General features: G+C 54.7%; 12 protein-coding genes and 2 pseudogenes. 11 read left to right on the forward strand and 3 right to left on the reverse strand.

The window, feature by feature from the left end; genetic code table 11:
• Positions 1-296: 296 nt before the first annotated feature.
• Positions 297-632, reverse strand: a pseudogene (locus ACR3E4_RS18345) (transposase); the annotation flags it as partial.
• Between the two features lie 486 nt (positions 633-1,118).
• Entirely contained in the window at positions 1,119-1,610 is a 492-nt protein-coding gene (locus ACR3E4_RS18350) for a DMT family transporter (RefSeq protein WP_480536120.1), read from the reverse strand.
• Between the two features lie 644 nt (positions 1,611-2,254).
• On the opposite strand from ACR3E4_RS18350, the gene ACR3E4_RS18355 reads away from it, so the two are divergent.
• From ACR3E4_RS18355 to ACR3E4_RS18395, 9 genes and pseudogenes are all read left to right on the forward strand, one after another.
• On the forward strand, positions 2,255-3,208 hold the full coding sequence (locus ACR3E4_RS18355; RefSeq protein ID WP_480536122.1) for a helix-turn-helix transcriptional regulator: 954 nt from the start codon (positions 2,255-2,257) through the stop codon (positions 3,206-3,208).
• Positions 3,209-3,476: 268 nt separating this feature from the next.
• Positions 3,477-4,232 carry a DeoR/GlpR family DNA-binding transcription regulator gene (locus ACR3E4_RS18360; RefSeq protein WP_480536123.1) on the forward strand — a complete coding sequence of 252 codons (756 nt, stop codon included), beginning with the start codon at positions 3,477-3,479 and terminating at the stop codon, positions 4,230-4,232.
• Positions 4,233-4,318: 86 nt separating this feature from the next.
• The gene (locus ACR3E4_RS18365) at positions 4,319-6,781 is read left to right on the forward strand and encodes a GcvT family protein (RefSeq protein WP_480536124.1); all 2,463 of its coding nucleotides are present in this window, start codon (positions 4,319-4,321) and stop codon (positions 6,779-6,781) included.
• A 31-nt stretch (positions 6,782-6,812) separates the two neighbouring features.
• Positions 6,813-7,820: a helix-turn-helix domain-containing protein gene (locus tag ACR3E4_RS18370; RefSeq protein WP_480536126.1), complete on the forward strand. Its 1,008-nt coding sequence runs from the start codon at positions 6,813-6,815 to the stop codon at positions 7,818-7,820.
• A 45-nt stretch (positions 7,821-7,865) separates the two neighbouring features.
• The gene (locus ACR3E4_RS18375) at positions 7,866-8,705 is read left to right on the forward strand and encodes an EamA family transporter (RefSeq protein WP_480536127.1); all 840 of its coding nucleotides are present in this window, start codon (positions 7,866-7,868) and stop codon (positions 8,703-8,705) included.
• A 161-nt stretch (positions 8,706-8,866) separates the two neighbouring features.
• Positions 8,867-10,009, forward strand: a pseudogene (locus tag ACR3E4_RS18380) (sulfatase-like hydrolase/transferase); the annotation flags it as partial.
• Positions 10,010-10,485: 476 nt separating this feature from the next.
• Positions 10,486-11,505 (forward strand): putative 2-aminoethylphosphonate ABC transporter substrate-binding protein, encoded by a 1,020-nt coding sequence (locus tag ACR3E4_RS18385; protein ID WP_480536131.1) that lies wholly within the window; start codon positions 10,486-10,488, stop codon positions 11,503-11,505.
• A gap of 132 nt (positions 11,506-11,637) precedes the next feature.
• Positions 11,638-12,753: a putative 2-aminoethylphosphonate ABC transporter ATP-binding protein gene (locus ACR3E4_RS18390; RefSeq protein WP_480536133.1), complete on the forward strand. Its 1,116-nt coding sequence runs from the start codon at positions 11,638-11,640 to the stop codon at positions 12,751-12,753.
• Positions 12,750-14,771, forward strand: a complete 2,022-nt coding sequence (locus ACR3E4_RS18395) for a putative 2-aminoethylphosphonate ABC transporter permease subunit (RefSeq protein ID WP_480536134.1) — start codon at positions 12,750-12,752, stop codon at positions 14,769-14,771. The genes ACR3E4_RS18390 and ACR3E4_RS18395 overlap by 4 nt, the downstream gene beginning before the upstream one ends.
• 32 nt (positions 14,772-14,803) lie before the next feature.
• On the opposite strand, the gene ACR3E4_RS18400 is transcribed toward ACR3E4_RS18395, so the two are convergent.
• Positions 14,804-15,688, reverse strand: coding sequence for a LysR substrate-binding domain-containing protein (locus tag ACR3E4_RS18400; RefSeq protein ID WP_480536135.1), 885 nt, complete (start codon positions 15,686-15,688; stop codon positions 14,804-14,806).
• A 119-nt stretch (positions 15,689-15,807) separates the two neighbouring features.
• On the opposite strand from ACR3E4_RS18400, the gene ACR3E4_RS18405 reads away from it, so the two are divergent.
• Positions 15,808-16,995: a 2-aminoethylphosphonate--pyruvate transaminase gene (locus tag ACR3E4_RS18405; RefSeq protein WP_480536136.1), complete on the forward strand. Its 1,188-nt coding sequence runs from the start codon at positions 15,808-15,810 to the stop codon at positions 16,993-16,995.
• Positions 16,996-17,015: 20 nt separating this feature from the next.
• Positions 17,016-18,260 carry a phosphonoacetate hydrolase gene (gene phnA / locus ACR3E4_RS18410; RefSeq protein ID WP_170744501.1) on the forward strand — a complete coding sequence of 415 codons (1,245 nt, stop codon included), beginning with the start codon at positions 17,016-17,018 and terminating at the stop codon, positions 18,258-18,260.
• Positions 18,261-18,262 lie beyond the last annotated feature (2 nt).

Raw genomic sequence — 18,262 nt, forward strand, 5'->3', positions numbered from 1 at the left:
TTGCGTTTGATAATGGAGAGACGCAAGCACATGACTTAGCTTACATTAACCGCTCGGTTAGAAAGACCAATCCGAATATTTTGAGTTTTAGCCTGACGAGGTTAGGAGCATTCTGAAGCATTTGCGAAAGGTAGTCTTGCACGAACAGGTTGACGAGTTCCAGAAGGAAAACCAGCCCTTTCGCAATTGTGGAAACCGACGTCGTTCATTCGCCAGTTCGCACAGCCGCTTGCGCAGAGCATCATCGCATCGGTGCCGCTTCTTGCACTGGAAAACTGACCTGTGAAGATCTGCCAGCTCACACGCCCGACGCTCAGACAGGCCGTGCCGGTCCATTACGTCCACACGGCACGTCGCTTCACATCAGGCGTCGGTAGTTTTTTCGCGAGATCCTTGAGCGACGCGTTGTCCAGCATGGCATCCGCCAGCATCCGTTTCAGACGATTGTTCTCGTCTTCCAGCGCACGCAATTTCTTCGCATTCGACACATTCATGCCACCGAACTTCGCTTTGTATTTGTAAAACGTGGCATCGCTGATCCCATATTTGCGGCACAGCTCCTGAGCTTTCACGCCTGCCTCGTATTCCTTGATCAGTCCAATGATCTGTTCGTCAGAAAATCTGCGTTTCATAGTCCATCCTTTGTTGGAACGGCGTACTAACACCTCGATGGCAGGATTTCAGGGGGCTGGGTCAGTGGAGATGCCGCCTTTTGGAAAACCCAGTAACAGCGAGGTTCGAGGCACATTTACCCAGCGATCTCGACAAACAGCCAAAAACTGAATCGCATGTGTGGTCGAAGCGCTGCCGTGACGACACTCACGCCCAGTACAGAAATACAATTATGGCAAGCTTCGAACTCGGAGTTGAGCCGTGAATATGGCATCAAAACCAACGCCAGAGGGCGAAAACGGTAGACTGTCGAGGATCATAATACCGCTTCTAATGAGACAGGATACTGCACAGCCATCTCGCCGACTTTCTCGTGTCAACGACTGTCCCGCTTCGCTTGCAGCCAGTGAGCGGCTTCACGCTTTACGAATTCGCCTGCAAGATGCGGACATCCGATCCAGATTACTTCATACAATATCCGATCCACCAGAGACAGGGACTAACAACTAACACCCAACCGGACGAGCCCGTTGCTGTGTGGCGCGGATCTGCAAAATGCCGGCGGCAACGATCAACACGCCACCGATCCAAGTCGATGAGGCCGGCGTGTCGCCAAACACAAGATACCCGATCACTGCCGCCCAGACGATTTGCACATAGTTCAAAGGTTGCAGAACAGTTGCCGGAGCGGCGGAGAATGCCAGAACAATGCAGGTCTGACCAATCATGTTGAACAGACTAAGCCGCACGAAATTCCAGGCATGTTCTGCATTGATCGGCTGAAAGCTGTTCCAACCCAGAAACAGAGGAAGGATCGATCCTGCCAGGCTGGCAAAAAACAGCGAAGTCATCACACCATCGACAAACGAGGTCATGCGCGTCAGCACCAGATAGATAGCGTAACAGACCGCTGCGCTGAGCGACAACAGAAGCCCGACCGGGTTGAGGTCGGTACCGGGGCCCGCAACGATTGCAATTCCAGCGAATCCGATAATCAATGCTAATGCCGTCTCCCACGGTGCTCGTTCTCCCAGCAGAATTATCGCGAATTGTCTGACGTCAGCGCCAATGGGACAGTTTAGATCGATTTGATAAGAGAGGGTTTCTGGCTCATCAGCCGGTGGTAGAGATCAGAATTTCAACCCATCGCTCTACGCAATCGAGACCGGCGTTTGGTCGCGATTGTCAGAGATCGGCACCAATATCTCCGCTTGGCATACGGCGATTGACCGTTTGACCGTGATGGGTGCAATCCTGGCCGGGTTGATCACAGACACGAGGCTGAGCGATCCACGATTGCCGCCAGTGGTCAATCCGGGCGGATATCTGCGTGGTATGTTGAAAGCTGATGAGCGCGGGGAGTTGAACCTGATTTCCAGTTTCATTGGATTGTTGGCCCGAAGGGCGCGGGAGGATGAGGATAGAATTCGCTAGGGTACGAGATCGTTGCTCCAACCCTGCCCGTGGGCATGTTGCCAGCTTCGCAAATTTATGCGCCTCATCGGCAAGATATTGCTCTGTTTCCACCACCAGAACAGAACTGTATTCAAATGTATGATTGGCTACGGGAATTCCCGAGTGGTTCATTCAGCTTTAGGTTGCTACTGGGTCGCGAAGGCGACGCGGAACAGAAAGACGACCTATGAAAATTGCGGATATTGGCAGTTCTAAACTGGATTTCAGGCAAACCGGGGAGGCACGCCTCCAAGAGATTTGCTCCAGGTTTGGACTTGAAAATGCTTCCTATGCCCATATCGACAAGCATCACAACGTAGTCCACGGCTGCACCACGTTTCCGGCCGAATGGGTCAGGCACTACGTCGACAACGACCTGGTTCTGGCCGATCCCCTGATTCGGTTTGGCGCCACTATGATCGCACCGATCGACTGGTCAGTGTTCGACAACCAGGCTGACTACGCAGCGCTTTTTGAGGCAGCCCGAAAGTTTGGCGTTGGACGCAACGGTCTTTCCATTCCGGTTATCAACCCCTTCGGGGAGCGGGGCGTATTTACCGTCACGTCCAATGCACCTCGGCCCGAGTGGGACGCATTGATCACGAGAATGCTCCCTGCCCTACGCCATGAAGCACAGGTTCTGCACCTGCTTGCCCTAGATGTCATTGATACGGTCTTCAACTTTCCCTCGGATTCCCTGTCCGGCGATGAGCTGGATGTGTTGAAGATGCTCTCGTCGGGTTTGATACCGTCTGTCATTGCCAGGCAGACGGGGCATTCTTCGCGAATGGTAGAGGCACTGACTGCTTCGATCACCACCAAGCTCAAAAGCCGGACGATTGAACAGGCAGTGGCGCGGGCAGTCAGCACTGGATTTCTTAAGTGGAGCGATTTCTTTGCCGACCCTGTGGCCGAACTGGTCAATATGGAAAGTCAGCGACTATGCGGTGGGATCGTCCGTTGGGGTGGCAGGTCTCACGAGTTTATCGCTTTTGAAGACGGCAGACTTGTTCGAAACGCCGATAGCTTTCAGCCGGTCCAGATCACGGATCTCGCGAGAGAGTTTAACTTGAGTGCAAACGAGGTGGTCGAGGAACTTACGTGTAACCGTGATCAAAGATTGCGGATCAGGTATCTCTGAATTCGGCTAAAACGCATTGCTTCGTCTTTGAAAAGACCGCAGGCGCTTGTTTCAAATAATTTCGCTTACGGTTGATGGACCGCAGTCGGGGGCACCTTCTAAACTTATTTCGACCTACACTCGTTTAGTAGAGCGGCAGCCAAGCCTTCCGCAACTCGGCTAGCTTCGTGGAACTGGCACCGTAACACACTCGTCTGTATTGAACCGGGCTGGACCCTCTTTGCAAAATTTGGCATGATTGTGCAACTCTAAACTTGAAGACCAACCGATGCTTCCATCTGAACGACATGCAATAATCCTCGAAGAAGTTTCGCGTCAACCTGCGGTTTCAATCCGAGCATTGACCGAACGGCTCGGCGTATCGCGGGAAACTGTACGCAAGGATATCGAGCAACTGGCGCAGGAAAACAAGCTCAACCAGGTACGCGGCGGAGCGACGAGTGTGCGTACACACGAACCCCCCATGGTTGACCGCACTCAAACTAATCGAGAAGGCAAAGAGCGTATTGGCAATTACGTAGCCAGTATAATCCCGGATGGAGCGAGTGTAATCATTGACAGCGGCTCGACGACACTCGCGGCAGCGCAAGCTCTGGCGACCAATCGCCAACATTTAGCAATTTATACCAATGATTTAACCATAGCTTCGGTACTAGCGCCAGCGGCAGAAGAGGTCACCTTGCTGGGCGGGCGGTTAGATTTTTTGGAGAATGCTACAATGGGTTTGGACACGCTGGACCACCTTTCCCGATACAATGCAGAATTTGCACTGATCGGAGTTGGTGGGATTAGTGCTCGGACCTTGTTCACCGATTTTTCGCTGGAAGGCGCAAACCTGCGACACATGATGATAGAGCGGTCGCAGCACCCGTTCCTATTGGCGGACAGCAGCAAATTCGATGTGGTGGGGCAAGTTGCGATGAAACCACTGCCTGTGGATGTAACCCTAGTGGTTGACGGCGAGTTGCCCAAAGGCATTTTGGAAGTGATTAGAGACCAACCTGTTGATATTGTCAGTGTTTGACGCCAACAAAAGAAAAATATTGCCAAGTTTTGCAAAGCACGGATAAGGTGGAGGCAAACCCGAATCCTTCTGTACGGAGCAAGTCAATGGCCGACATCCAACTTCCGCAAAGCGCGCAATATGTCATCGTGGGGGGCGGTATCGTTGGCTGCTCGGTCGCATATCACCTGACGAAGATGGGGCATCGCGACGTCGTTCTGCTGGAACAGGGGCAGCTGAGTTGCGGCACCACATGGCACGCGGCGGGTCTAGTCGGTCAGCTGCGTAGCCAGCCCGCGATGACCAACCTGATCCGCTATTCGACCGAGCTGTATTCACAGCTTGAGGCCGAGACCGGGCTTGCCACCGGCTGGATGGAATGCGGCTCGGTCACAGTGGCACGGACCGACGATCGCATGACCATGCTGATGCGCACCGCTGCTGCCGCGCGGGCGCAGGGGGTCGAGGTCCAGGTCATCACCCCGCAGGAGGCGCAGGACAAATGGCAGGTGATGCAGGTGGACGACGTCAAAGGCGGGCTGTGGATGCCCGGTGACGGTAAGGCCAACCCGACTGATCTGACCCAGTCTCTGGCCAAAGGCGCGCGCATGGGTGGCGCGAAGGTGATCGAAGGAATCAAGGTCACTGACATTCTGTCCAAAGATGGCACCGTCACCGGTGTGGTCACCGATCAGGGCACGATCAATGCCGAGATCGTGGTGAACTGCGGTGGACAGTGGGCACGTCAACTGGGCAAGATGTGCGGCGTCAATGTGCCTCTGCACTCTGCCGAACACTACTACATCGTGACCGAGCAGATCGAAGGTGTGAAGCCCGACCTGCCCGTTCTGCGCGATCCAGACGGCTATATCTATTTCAAGGAAGAGACAGGCGGTCTGGTAATGGGTGGCTTTGAACCGGACGCCAAGCCATGGGGCATGGATGGCATACCCGAAAACTTCTTCTTCCAGCTTCTCGAAGATGACTGGGATCAGTTCGAAATCCTGATGGAAAATGCACTGATCCGCGTGCCCAGCATGGCCGAGACTGGCGTACGTCAGTTCTATAACGGGCCTGAGAGCTTTACCCCCGACAATAACTATCTGCTGGGCGAAGCGCCCGAGTTGAAGAATTTCTTTGTTGGCGCGGGCTTCAACTCGATGGGGATTGCCAGTGCAGGTGGGGCCGGACGCGCGCTTGCCGAATGGATTGTCGAAGGGGCGCCAACCTCGGACTTGTTTGCGGTGGATATCCGGCGGTTTGCAAATTTTAACAATAACCCGACTTGGCTGCATGACCGCGTCAAGGAAACGCTGGGCCTGCACTATGCGATGCCCTGGCCTAATCGGGAATTGGACACGGCGCGGCCGTTTCGCCGCTCAGCTCTCTATGATCGGCTGGCGGCCAAGAACGCCGTGTTTGGATCGAAAATGGGGTGGGAGAGGGCGAACTACTTTGCTGAGGATGGTGAAAAGGCCGAGATCGACTACAGCTTTGGTCGTCAGAACTGGCACCACAATGTGGGCAAAGAACACAAGGCCACGCGCAAAGCGGTCACGCTGTTTGACCAAAGCTCGTTCTCGAAATTGCTGGTGCAAGGGCGCGATGCTTGCCGCGAGTTGAACAGAATCTGCGCCGCAAATGTTGACGTGCCCGTGGGGCAGACAGTGTACACCGGCTTGCTGAACGAACGCGGGGGATATGAATCCGACCTGACGGTTCTGCGACTGAAAGAGCAGGAATTCATGCTGATCACAGGATCGGCCCAAACCATTCATGACGCGGACTGGGTCCGCAAGAATTTCAGCGAAGATGCCCATGTTTTCCTAACGGATGTGACGGCTGCATGGTCGGTGCTGTCGGTGATGGGTCCAAACTCGCGTGATGTTCTCAAAAAGCTGACGAAGGCGGACCTGTCGAATGCAGCCTTCCCGTTTGCCACCGTTCAGGAGATCGACCTGGGCTATGCCACGGTTCTGGCCAACCGCATGACTTATGTCGGCGAGTTGGGCTGGGAACTGATCGTACCGGTCGAATTTACCGCAGGCGTCTATGATGACCTGATGCGCGAAGGGGCGGCGTTCGGTATGATCGACGCCGGCTACTATGCGCTGGAAGGTCTGCGGATCGAGAAAGGCTTCCGCGCCTGGAGCCGCGAGCTGACACCGGACATCACGCCGATCCAGGCTGGTCTGAACTTTGCCGTCGACTATGACAAACCCGGCGGCTTCATCGGGAAAGAGGCACTGCTGGCCGCAAAAGCGGACCCCGATCACCTGAAAACCCGTATCGTTCAGCTGGTACTGGACGATGACGAGCCGCAGCTGTGGGGCGGCGAGGCTGTGCTGTATGATGGCGTCGAAATCGGTGAGGTCCGCTCGGCCGCCTATGGTCATACGCTGGGCGCGTCAGTTGCCCTTTGTCAGTTGGATGCACCCGAACGTGTGACGGCGGATTACATTGCCAAGGGTAAGTTCGAGATCGACCTTGCCGGTAGCCGACTGTCTGCATCGGCGCATATCCGAACCCCCTATGATGCAAAAAGCGAACGGCCCAAAGTGGACGGCTAGGCCCGATGAAACTCAGACGGCGCAACCCGGAATGAAACACTGTTCGGTCATCGAATCCGACACGGGTCATGCCACAGAGATTGGCTTTTTGTGCTGGGATGGCCTGCCCTTGGATCAGCTCTCGGTGGGGCTGACCTATTTGAAGGCGGCGAACCAACTGGCCGCTGACATACAATTCAGAGTCTCGGTCCTGTCGCTGGCAGGCACTGACGTGCAGAGCGAATGCGGAGTAAACTTGAGCACCAGCCGCATCAATGACCACACAGCGCGATACGGCTATCTGTTTCTGGTCGGCGGACCAGTCCTTCCTCCTGATCTGCAGAATATCCTCGGCCGCGTGGCACGCGCTCAACTCAGGGCAGGTCGGGTTCTGGGCGCGGTTGAAGCGGCCTTGATCCCGCTGGCGCATACCGGGCTTCTCAGTGGTTCGACGGTCGCCGCAACAGCCCCAGTACTGAGCGTGTTGGAGGAACAGTTCCCAGATATCTCGGCCGCATCCAACGATAGCCACGCCCGTGGAGCGATATGGTCTGCAGGATCAAGGTTCTCTCTACTCAACCTGCTGTCCAAGACTACAAGCGACACCCTTACTCCGCAGGAACAACCCCGGTTAGACCGGAAATTCCTAAGCTACAGGCCGAATTTCGGCAGGTGTATCGCTTGCGCACACGACATCGCCCGAGTCGACAATGGCTTTACTGGCGACATCGTTGTTGACAGGGCTATAGAACTGTTTCGGTATCATCTGGAAGAACCCCTCCAGATTACGAGCATTGCAGAGGAAGTAGGGATTTCGGTGCGCCAGCTTGAAAGGAAATTTGTAGCAGCAACAGGGCTTACCCCAAAAACCTACTACCTGGAAGAACGGTTGGACAAGGCCCAGGCAATCGTCAAGTTCACCAATCTGACGCTTACCGAGGTTGCCTTGGCCTGTGGGTTTGGGTCCAATGCCACGCTGTCGCGGAAGTACAAACAAAGGTTCGGGCAAACTCCAGCATGCGTACGCGCCCGGATGAACGCCTCAAGGTTCGAAACTTGATGCGCTGCTAGTGTTCAACACATTACCTCGGGACATCATGTTCGTATGACAATCCACGCGTTTCTCATCGTTTTGACCGCAGCCTTTCTGCACGCGCTATGGAATGCCGTAGTTAAAGGCGCGCCGGACAAAGCCGTCGTTTTGGGGCTGGTCTCGCTCGGCCATGCGATACCAGCGATGTTTGTATTGCCATTCACAGGCTTGCCGGTATGGGCGGCCTTTCCCTTTATCATAGGCTCGACCCTGATCCATTGGGGGTACTATTGGTTTCTGAACACCGCTTACAAACATGGCGACCTGTCGGTGGTCTATCCAATCTCACGCGGTATGACTCCGATGTTGGTTGCCATGGGCGCGATCTTGTTCGCGGGTGAAGTTCTGCCACCCGCGGCATGGATCGGCATTACCTGTATCTCTCTCGGTATTGGGTGCCTGTCCCTTGCCGGATTGGGCAGACACACGAACTGGATAGCCATCGCGGCTGCTTTTGGCACCGGCATGATGATTGCGTCCTATTCGCTTGTAGACGGTATTGGCGTCCGGCTGTCCGAGAACACGCTGGGGTATATCGCGGCATTGTTTGTGGCCGAGATTTTTGTGGCCGGATTCATCTTTACAACCCGGTGGCAGCGCGTGGTGACTCTGCCTCGACGTTATGTCTGGGCAGGCCTCGCAGGCGGTGTCATCTCGGGCATGGCCTATGGATTAGTACTTTATGCAAAGACAATCGCGCCGTTGGGCATGGTATCCGCGCTTAGAGAAAGTTCCGTTATCTTTGCGTCGATAATTGGTGTCATGTGGTTCGGCGAAGGGCCAAAATCCAACAGGCTTCTAGCTGCGACCATCGTGGTGATTGGGATAGTGGCGATGGCGATGGCAAGTTGAAGGGATTGGGGGGAAACTTGCAGACAGAAAACACAGAAACACGCCCGAATGTCTTGCTGATCGTCATCGATCAGTTCCGTTTCGATCTTCTGGGTCAGGATGGCCTCGGACGAATAGCGCAATTGCCCAACCTTCGGCGACTTTAAGAAGACGCCGTCAGCTTTGCCAATCACTTTGCCGTCACAGTGCCTTGCGGACCCAGCCGGGCATCCCTGTTCACCGGGCAATATGCTTTCAACCACCGGTCGGTCCGAAACGGCACTCCGCTCCGGCACGATACCCCGAACCTGGCGCGTGCGATGCGACAGGTCGGGTACAATCCACGTTTGTTCGGCTATACCGACACGACCCGCGATCCTACGGGTCTACCCCCCGATGACCCAAGGCTTCAAAGCTATGAGGAATTACTTCCTGGCTTTGACGAGGCGGAGAGAAGGCGCATGGAATCAGATGTTGGAGCCTGGCTTTCGCATCTGTCGCAGCAGGGCATTGACCTGCCCCCCTACCCCGACACCTACCGCCCCAACGGCCCGAACGTCGGTGATCCGGCTTTGTATCCGGCGGACCTGAGCGATACGGCGTTTCTGTCGGATCAGTTTCTATCCAAAATGCAGGATGCTGAGCCGGGATGGTTTGCCACGCTGACCTATATCCGGCCTCACCCTCCGCTTGTGGCATCTGCACCTTACAATACGATTTATGACCCAAGGGATATGCCTGCGCCACGTTCAACCCGCGATCCCTTAGGAGACCGGCACTGGCACCCGTTTCTTGCCCCTGCACAGGATAAGCAACCGATATCAAGCATGGTTGTTGGCTTCCCCGATCTGATGAATGATCTGGAAACCATCGCCCAACTGCGGGCAGCTTATCTGGCATTAGCAACGGAAGTCGATCATCATATTGGGCGCGTGGTGGACTGGCTAAGGACGTCCAACCAGTGGGACAATACCGTTCTGATCGTTACCGCAGATCACGGTGAGATGTTGGGCGACTACGGGCTGTGGGGAAAAGGTGCCTTCCATGATGCTGCCTGTCATGTGCCCCTGATTGTGCGCGATCCCGCGCGTCCTGATATGCACGGTCGAGTGCATTCCGGGTTCACGGAGTCCATCGATATATCCGTCACCATTCTCGAAAGAGTCGGTTCGATGCCCCCCTCTTCGATGAACGGGCGAAGTTTGCTTGGCATTTTGGGCGATACGGAAACGGAAGGGGCGGATTACAGCTTTTCCGAGTTCGATTTTGGCAATCCGGTAAAGCCGACTCCATGGATGGCTGAGTTGGGTCTGATCTCGCGATAGGCCAATCTGGGCATTCTGCGATCAAAAAGACACCGTCTGGTCGAGTTTGGGGCAAGGCTGCCGCAAGTACTCTTTGACATGGGCGAGCGTGGGGAAGCAGAGTCTATCGCAACGCAAACTGAAATCACACCAACGCTGCTTCATCTGGCCCGCAAGATGCTGCAACACCGCATGAAAAATGCCGATCCCACCTTTGCTCAAACGATTGTGCGCCCTGGAGGCGTTAAGACCGGGTCTTACTAAGTATATGCAAACCCGCGATTTTAAACGTTGAAGACCTGCTGCTGCGAAACCAAAATCTATCGTAAATGCTTTGCGGAAAATAGTATTCTTATCCATAGGACAAACTTATAACGTTGAAGGTATAATCGATTTTTCTTGAAATTTTAATCTGTCAAACTGTCGGCACTAATCTGAATGAGAACGCCGCACGAGAATGGCGAACCTGTCTAATAAATCACCAACAGAGGATGACAATGAGACACACAACATCACTTCTAACCGCTCTCGCCATCGGCACACTGACTGCAACGGCAGCCGCATCAGAGACAGAACTGACCGTTTATACCGCCGTCGAGGCCGAAGATCTGGCCCGATATGCCGAGACGTTTAACCAAAGCAACCCTGATATCAAAATTAACTGGGTTCGTGACTCGACCGGGATCATTACCGCCAAATTGCTGGCGGAGCGGGACAACCCTCAGGCAGACGTCGTCTGGGGGCTGGCGGCCACGTCGCTGCTGCTGCTGAAATCCGAAGGCATGCTGGAACCCTACGCACCGGTTGGCGTTGAAGAACTTGATGTCAAGTTTGTTGACGGCGACAATCCTCCAGCCTGGGTTGGCATGGATGCTTGGGTTGCGTCGGTTTGCTACAATACAGTCGAGGCCGAAAAGGCTGGGCTGACGCCGCCAACGTCATGGAAGGACCTTACCGATCCAATGTACAAGGATCAGGTAATCATGCCGAACCCGAACTCATCAGGTACTGGTTTCCTTGATGTTTCAAGCTGGCTGCAGATGTTTGGTGAAGACGGCGGCTGGGAATACATGGATGCGCTGCACGAAAACATCGCGCGATATACCCATTCGGGTTCGAAGCCCTGCAAACTGGCGGCTGCGGGCGAAATCCCGATCGGCATCTCGTTTGCTTTCCGCGGTGCCAAATCCAAAGCGGACGGCGCCCCGCTTGAAATCATCGTGCCTTCTGAGGGCGTCGGCTGGGACATGGAAGCAACCGCAATTGTTGCCGGCACAGGGAATCTGGAAGCTGCTCAGAAACTGGTTGATTTCACGGTCACCAAGGAAGCCAACGAGATGTACAACAGCGGTTATGCGGTTGTGGCCTATCCCGGCGTCGCAAAGCCGGTCGAGCACTTCCCAGCGGGCCTTTTGGATGCCATGATTGACAATGATTTTGAGTTTGCCGCCAACAATCGTGCGGCGATTCTGAAGGAATGGCAGTCTCGCTATGACGGAAAGTCGGAAGCGAAGTAATCCCATTCGCAGGAGGGGCGATCATGCCCCTCCTGCGCACCACACTCTTGTTCCCAACAATACAACCTACTCACCCGGTTCAGACCGGCCAGGTACGGCCGTGCCCGAGGTGCAGATATGAGGACTTCTCCCGTGCTTCAGAAAACGCCACCCGGTGAACTGTATCTCAGTATCCAAAACCTGTGGAAAGCCTTTGGCAGCTTTCTTGCACTCAAGGATATTTCGCTGGAAATTAACGAAGGTGAGTTTGTCTGCTTTCTAGGCCCGTCAGGATGTGGAAAAACAACTCTGCTGCGTGCCATTGCAGGTTTGGACCTGCAAACCAAAGGTACGGTCATGCAGGACGGTATGGACGTGTCCAACCTACCCCCATCCGAGCGTGACTTTGGGATCGTATTCCAGTCCTATGCGCTATTTCCCAACCTCACAATTGAGAAGAACATCGCTTTTGGTCTGGAAAACTCGGGCCGCAGCAAATCTGAAATTGCGGTCCGTGTGAACGAGTTGCTGCATCTTGTTGGCCTTCCCGATCAGGGTAAGAAATACCCTGCGCAATTGTCGGGCGGGCAACAGCAAAGGATTGCACTGGCGCGCGCGATTGCTACCAAGCCCGGACTATTGCTGCTGGACGAACCTCTGTCGGCGCTGGATGCCAAGGTACGTGTCCATTTGCGGCACGAAATCAAGGAATTGCAGCGCAAGCTGGGCGTGACCACCGTGATGGTGACTCATGATCAGGAAGAGGCGTTGGCCATGGCTGATCGTATCGTGGTCATGAATCACGGGGTTATTGAGCAAGTGGGTTCACCCACAGAAATCTACCGGGAACCGGCCAACCTGTTTGTGGCCGATTTTATTGGCGAAATGAATCAGATTAAGTCTCAAGTTACGAAGGGCGGGCGGTTGAGCGTTGGTGAAAAAACCTTTGCCTGCCTGGGTCATCAGTTCAACGATGGAACACCGGTTGTTGCAGCAATCAGGCCGGAAGACGTAATTCCCCATGAAGCTGGGTATCTGGATACCGGCGGAAACCGCAACTGCATCGAAGTGACACTTGATGAGATGGAGTTCCTAGGCTCGTTCTGGCGCTGCCGTCTAAGCAACGAGCGGTTCGGGTCATCAGAACTGATTGCTGATTTTTCGATCAATGCTGTGCGCCGTCTTGAGCTGGAAGAGGGGTGCAGCATGGTGATTGAGCTTCCTGAAAACCGTCTGATGGCGTTTGATGTTGCGGAGACCGAGGCATGAGCACGATTTCCACAAATACTGGTACGCTGCCCCCCGGACCGGATATCAAGCCGAAGCTCAGCCGTGACGATTTACTGATGCGTGGCAGCATGATAGTCATCGTGCTCTACCTGATCGTGACTCTGGCGCTGCCGCTTTACACAATGCTTTCCAAGTCGTTTTCCACTTATCGAGTGGAACTGTCGCAATACGAGTTTCAGGTCAGCGACGAGGCGGGCGTCTTTGACGGCACAATTCTGTCCGGGGATGCGCTGAACCGGCAAACCGAGGTATTCGCCGACACCGATCTTGTGACAGGCTCGGACGGGCGCTTGCCTGTGACAGGATTATTCCCGGATTTCAGCTTCCGCAGCCCGGTCATGTACCAGATCCGGAACACAAGCGACACTGGGCGCTTTCTGGTCGGATCAACTCTGCAGGATGGCACTGATTGGGTCGAGCTTGATTCCAACACGTTCCGCCGGGTTCAGTTGCGGCCCGTTCAGTCGCGAGGTCTGGATAACTTTGTAAACTACTTCTCGACACCCGCGCTGTTTAATTCGATCAAGAACTCGCTTTGGATATCCGTTGTCAGTACCATCGTTACAGTAACGCTGGCCTTCTGGTTCGCCTATGCGCTCAATCGCAGCTGTATGCGGTTCAAGGGGGTCTTTCGCCTGATCGCGATGGCACCGATCCTTGTCCCCTCGCTCTTGCCGGGTATCGCTTTGGTGTACCTGTTCGGTAATCAGGGCATGATCAAGGAACTGTTGTTCGGTGCAAGTATCTATGGCCCGATCGGCATTGTGATCGGATCAGTGTTTTTTACCTTCCCGCACGCCTTCCTGATTATTTCAACGGCACTCGCAATCTCGGATGCGCGGCTGTACGAGGCTGCGGCAAGTCTGCGGTCAACCCCATGGCGCACGTTCTGGACGGTCACGGTCCCGGGTGCGCGCTATGGCCTGATCTCAGCCGCCTTTGTGGTGTTCAACCTGGTGATTACCGATTTTGGGTTGCCTAAAGTCATCGGCGGACAGTTCAACGTGCTGGCGGTGGATATCTACAAACAGGTGATCGGCCAGCAGAACTTTGAGATGGGCGCGGTTGTGTCCGTGGTTCTGGTAATCCCGGCAATCCTGGCCTTTGCCATTGACCGTATGGTTCAGTCCAAACAGGTTGCGCTGCTGTCCGCTCGGTCGGTGCCGTACCAGGCAACCCCAAACCCAAAAGCGGATCGGCTGTTCCTGATTTATTGCAGCCTTGTTGGCCTGTTCATTGCCGGTCTTCTGGCGGTGTGCCAATTTGCGGCGCTGATCAAGTTCTGGCCCTATGACCTGAGCTTGAGCCTGAAGAACTATCAGTTCGACAAGATGGATGGCGGTGGATGGGGATCGTATTTCAATTCGATCCGGTTGGCCTTGCTGACCGCAGTGATTGGCACAACCGTTGTGTTCTTCGGTGCCTATCTGGTCGAAAAATCGCAAGGGTTCCGCACCGGAAGGTCGATTTTTCAGATGTTCGCGATGTTGCCGATGGCAATTCCTGGTATGGTGCTGGGGCTGTCCTACATCTTCTTCTTCAACAACCCTTCAAACCCCTTGAACGGCATCTACGGCACCATGGCAATACTGGTGATCTGTACAGTGACGCACTTTTACACTGTATCGCACCTGACGGCGGTGACCGCGCTGAAACAAATGGACCGCGAGTTCGAGTCAGTTTCGGCCTCGCTCAAACAGCCGACGATGAAACTGTTTGCGCGTGTAACGGTTCCAGTTTGCCTGCCAGCAGTTTTGGACATATCCATTTATCTGTTCGTTAATGCAATGACGACTGTGTCAGCGGTCGTGTTCCTCTACTCGCCTAAAACGACGCTCGCGTCTATCGCTGTGCTGAACATGGATGATGCCGGGGATATTGCACCAGCTGCGGCGATGGGCATGATGATCTTTTACACCAATGCTGCGGCCCGGATCATTCACCTGATTGCGTCCAAAGGGATATTGAAACGCACTCAGGCCTGGCGCAGTCGCTGACGGCCACTCCTGCTGATACCAAGCCCCGCCAATCAATCGTTGGCGGGGTTTTCTTCCAAGGTACGTTGCGCAAACTCTGTGAAGGCGCGGATGATCTTCACTTCGCGCCTCTGAGACAGAGATATAATGCTCTCGCCCATCTGCAGGTTGATGCCTTTAAGTTTGATTTGCCGGAGACGGTCATCATGACCATATTCCGCCTGCGAGACAAAACCGATACCTGCACCCGAGGCCACAAGCTCCCGTATCGCTTCGCGCCCCTCAGCTACAATCGCGGGTTTCAACGTTATCCCGTGTTTTTTGGCCTCGTCTTCAAGTTTCTGGCGCGTTTTTGATCCCGTTTCGCGGAAAATTAACGGTAGATTTGATAGCTCTTCCAGAGACAGTGTCGGCTTCGACGCCAAAAGAACACTCTGTGCGGCAAAGGCCACGATCTCTGTGGAACCAAGACTTAAGACATCCATATCCTTGCCGGGAGACAGGCTGCCCACTACGCCAATTTCCGCGTTGTAAGCCCTGAGCTCTTCCAGGATCTCTTCGCTATTCCCCGAGCGTACGGTGATCGTGACATTCGGGTTTTTCTTTTGAAAAGGCCCCAGAAAGGCTGTCATGTGGTGTGCAGAGTCGGCGATGATGCGCAACTCCCCATCGACCACGGCCTTAGTCTCGGATAGGTAATCCTCGATCTGACCTTCGATCTCGAAATATTGCTTCGTATATCGGTAAAGCTGCTCACCGTCGGGTGTCAAAGTCACACGTTTGCGCTCGCGTTGGAACAACAACAGATCATGATCCTGTTCCAGCTTTCGCACCTGTTCCGAAATTGCCGGTTGCGTCAGAAAAAGAGCCTCTGCAGCACGCGAAAATCCGCCATGCTTGGCTACAAAATGAAAGGCCTTGAGCTGGCTGTGCCGCATAGTAGTACTCCGAAATCAGATCATAGGCTGTGCTTATAATTAGATTGATATTTGCAATTTCACATATAGCAACATTTGCTGCAATTGTGTTCTTGAAAATACCTTTCTGGAGCCTGGTAATGACGCCTTCCATTCCCAAAATCGAACAACCGCGCCTTGGTGAACCTTACCTTCTGACACCCGGTCCTTTGACGACATCCTATGCCGTAAAAGAAGCCATGCTAAAGGATTGGGGCAGTTGGGATGACGATTTTCGTGCCATGACGCAAGAGCTGCGGACAAGCCTGCTCGCGCTATTGGGCGTGGGCGCCGATGATTTTGACTGCGTCCCGATGCAGGGCAGTGGTTCGTTTTCGGTCGAAGCGATGCTTGCGTCATTCATTCCGCGCGATGGCAAAGCGCTGGTGCTGGCGAACGGAGCGTATGGCCAGCGCTCGGCGCAAACGCTGGTATATCTGGGACGCGATCATGTGGTGCTGGACAAGGGTGATTACCTGCCCCCCCGGGGCAGCGAAGTGGCAGAGATTCTGGCTAAAGATCCTGAGATCACACATGTAGTAGCGATCCATTGCGAAACCTCCTCGGGCATTCTGAACCCCGTCGAAGAGATTTCCGAGGCGACCTATGCCGCCGGGCGTAAGCTTCTGATTGACTCAATGTCAGCTTTCGGTGCGATCGAGTTAAAACCAAGCGAGGTCAGGTATGAGGCGATGGTGTCCTCGGCCAACAAATGTATCGAAGGTGTACCAGGATTCGGCTTCATCGTCGCCCGCAAGTCCGAACTTGAGACGGCCGAGGGCAACAGCCATTCTTTGTCGCTGGATGTTCATGCGCAATGGGCACATATGAACAAGACCGGTCAGTGGCGGTTCACCCCTCCGACCCATGTGGTGGCGGCGTTCATTGAGGCACTCAGGGCGCACTCCGCCGAAGGGGGCGTACCAGGCCGCGGCGAGCGCTATACCCGCAACCGTGATGTCATGGTCGCCGGCATGCGCGAGTTGGGCTTTGAAACACTGCTGGACAATCGCTGGCTCAGCCCAATTATCGTCACCTTTTTCTGCCCGGCGGACGAAAACTTCGTATTCGATCAGTTCTATACCCTTATGAAATCTAAGGGTTTCATCATCTACCCGGGCAAGCTGACAGTGGTCGACAGTTTCCGTGTCGGATGTATCGGCCAAATGGACGAACACGTCATGCGTAAAGTTGTGACCGCAGCAAAGGAATCATTGGAGGAGATGGGTGTCACAAGCGCTGCACCGCCCCTCCGGGCATTGGAAGAACGCGCCAAACTGGCAGCTTAACTATCAAGGAACATAATAAGATGACCATCCAAACACCCGTTGAAGCAAACGAACGCGTCTATCCGACGCCGAAAGTGCCCGCAATCGCCATCTGCCTTGATGGGTGCGAGCCGGAATATCTGGAAGTCGCAATAGCCAAGGGTCTGATGCCCAACCTTAAGCGGATGCGCGAGACCGGCACCGACCGGTTGGCCCATTCTGTGATCCCTTCCTTCACCAACCCCAACAACCTGTCGATCGCCACCGGCCGGCCGCCTATCGTGCATGGTATCTGCGGCAACTATTTGATCGACCCTGACAGCGGCGAAGAGGTCATGATGAACGACGTGCGGTTCCTGCGCGCGCCGACCATTTTCTCGCAATTCTACGATGCTGGGTTCCGCGTCGCCATGGTTACCGCCAAGGACAAGCTGCGCGCCTTGCTCGGTGCCGGGTTGAAATTTGACGAAGGACGCGCCGTTGCCTTTTCTTCGGAACGCTCGGGCGAGACGACTTTAGCCGAACACGGGATCGACAATGCAAGCAAATGGCTGGGCATGGACGTCCCTGAGGTCTATTCGGCCGAACTGTCCGAGTTTGTATTCGCCGCCGGCGTCAAGCTGCTGAAAGAGTTCAAGCCCGACGTGATGTATCTGTCAACCACCGACTATATTCAGCACAAGTTTGCGCCTGAACAGCAAGGTGCGCTTGATTTCTATGCCATGTTTGACCGCTATCTGGGCGAGCTTGACGAACTGGGTGCCGCCATCGTTGTGACCGCCGATCATGGCATGAAGCCAAAGCACCTAGCTGATGGGTCCCCCGCCGTTGTCTACGCACAGGATCTGATGGATGAATGGCTTGGTAAGGACGCAGCGCGCGTCATCCTGCCGATCACCGACCCGTACGTGGTGCATCACGGTGCGTTGGGCTCGTTCGCAACGGCCTATCTGCCCGAAGGCGCAGATCAGGACAACATCATTGCCAAACTCAGGGCAACCGAAGGTATAACCCATGTGCTGACCAAGGCCGAGGCCATTGAGCAATTCGAACTGCCGGGCGACCGGATTGGCGACATCGTGATGGTTTCTGGCGAGAACATCTGCATTGGCACATCAGAGCACCGCCATGATCTGGCGGCCCTGAAAGAACCGCTGCGCAGCCATGGCGGTTTGACCGAACAAGAGGTTCCGTTCATCGTGAACCGTGTCATTGACCTGCCGAACCAGCCGGTTTTACGCAACTTCGACGCCTTTTTTTACGCAACCACAGCGGCGGCACAGTAAGT

Source organism: Ruegeria sp. AP11, from assembly GCF_056535865.1.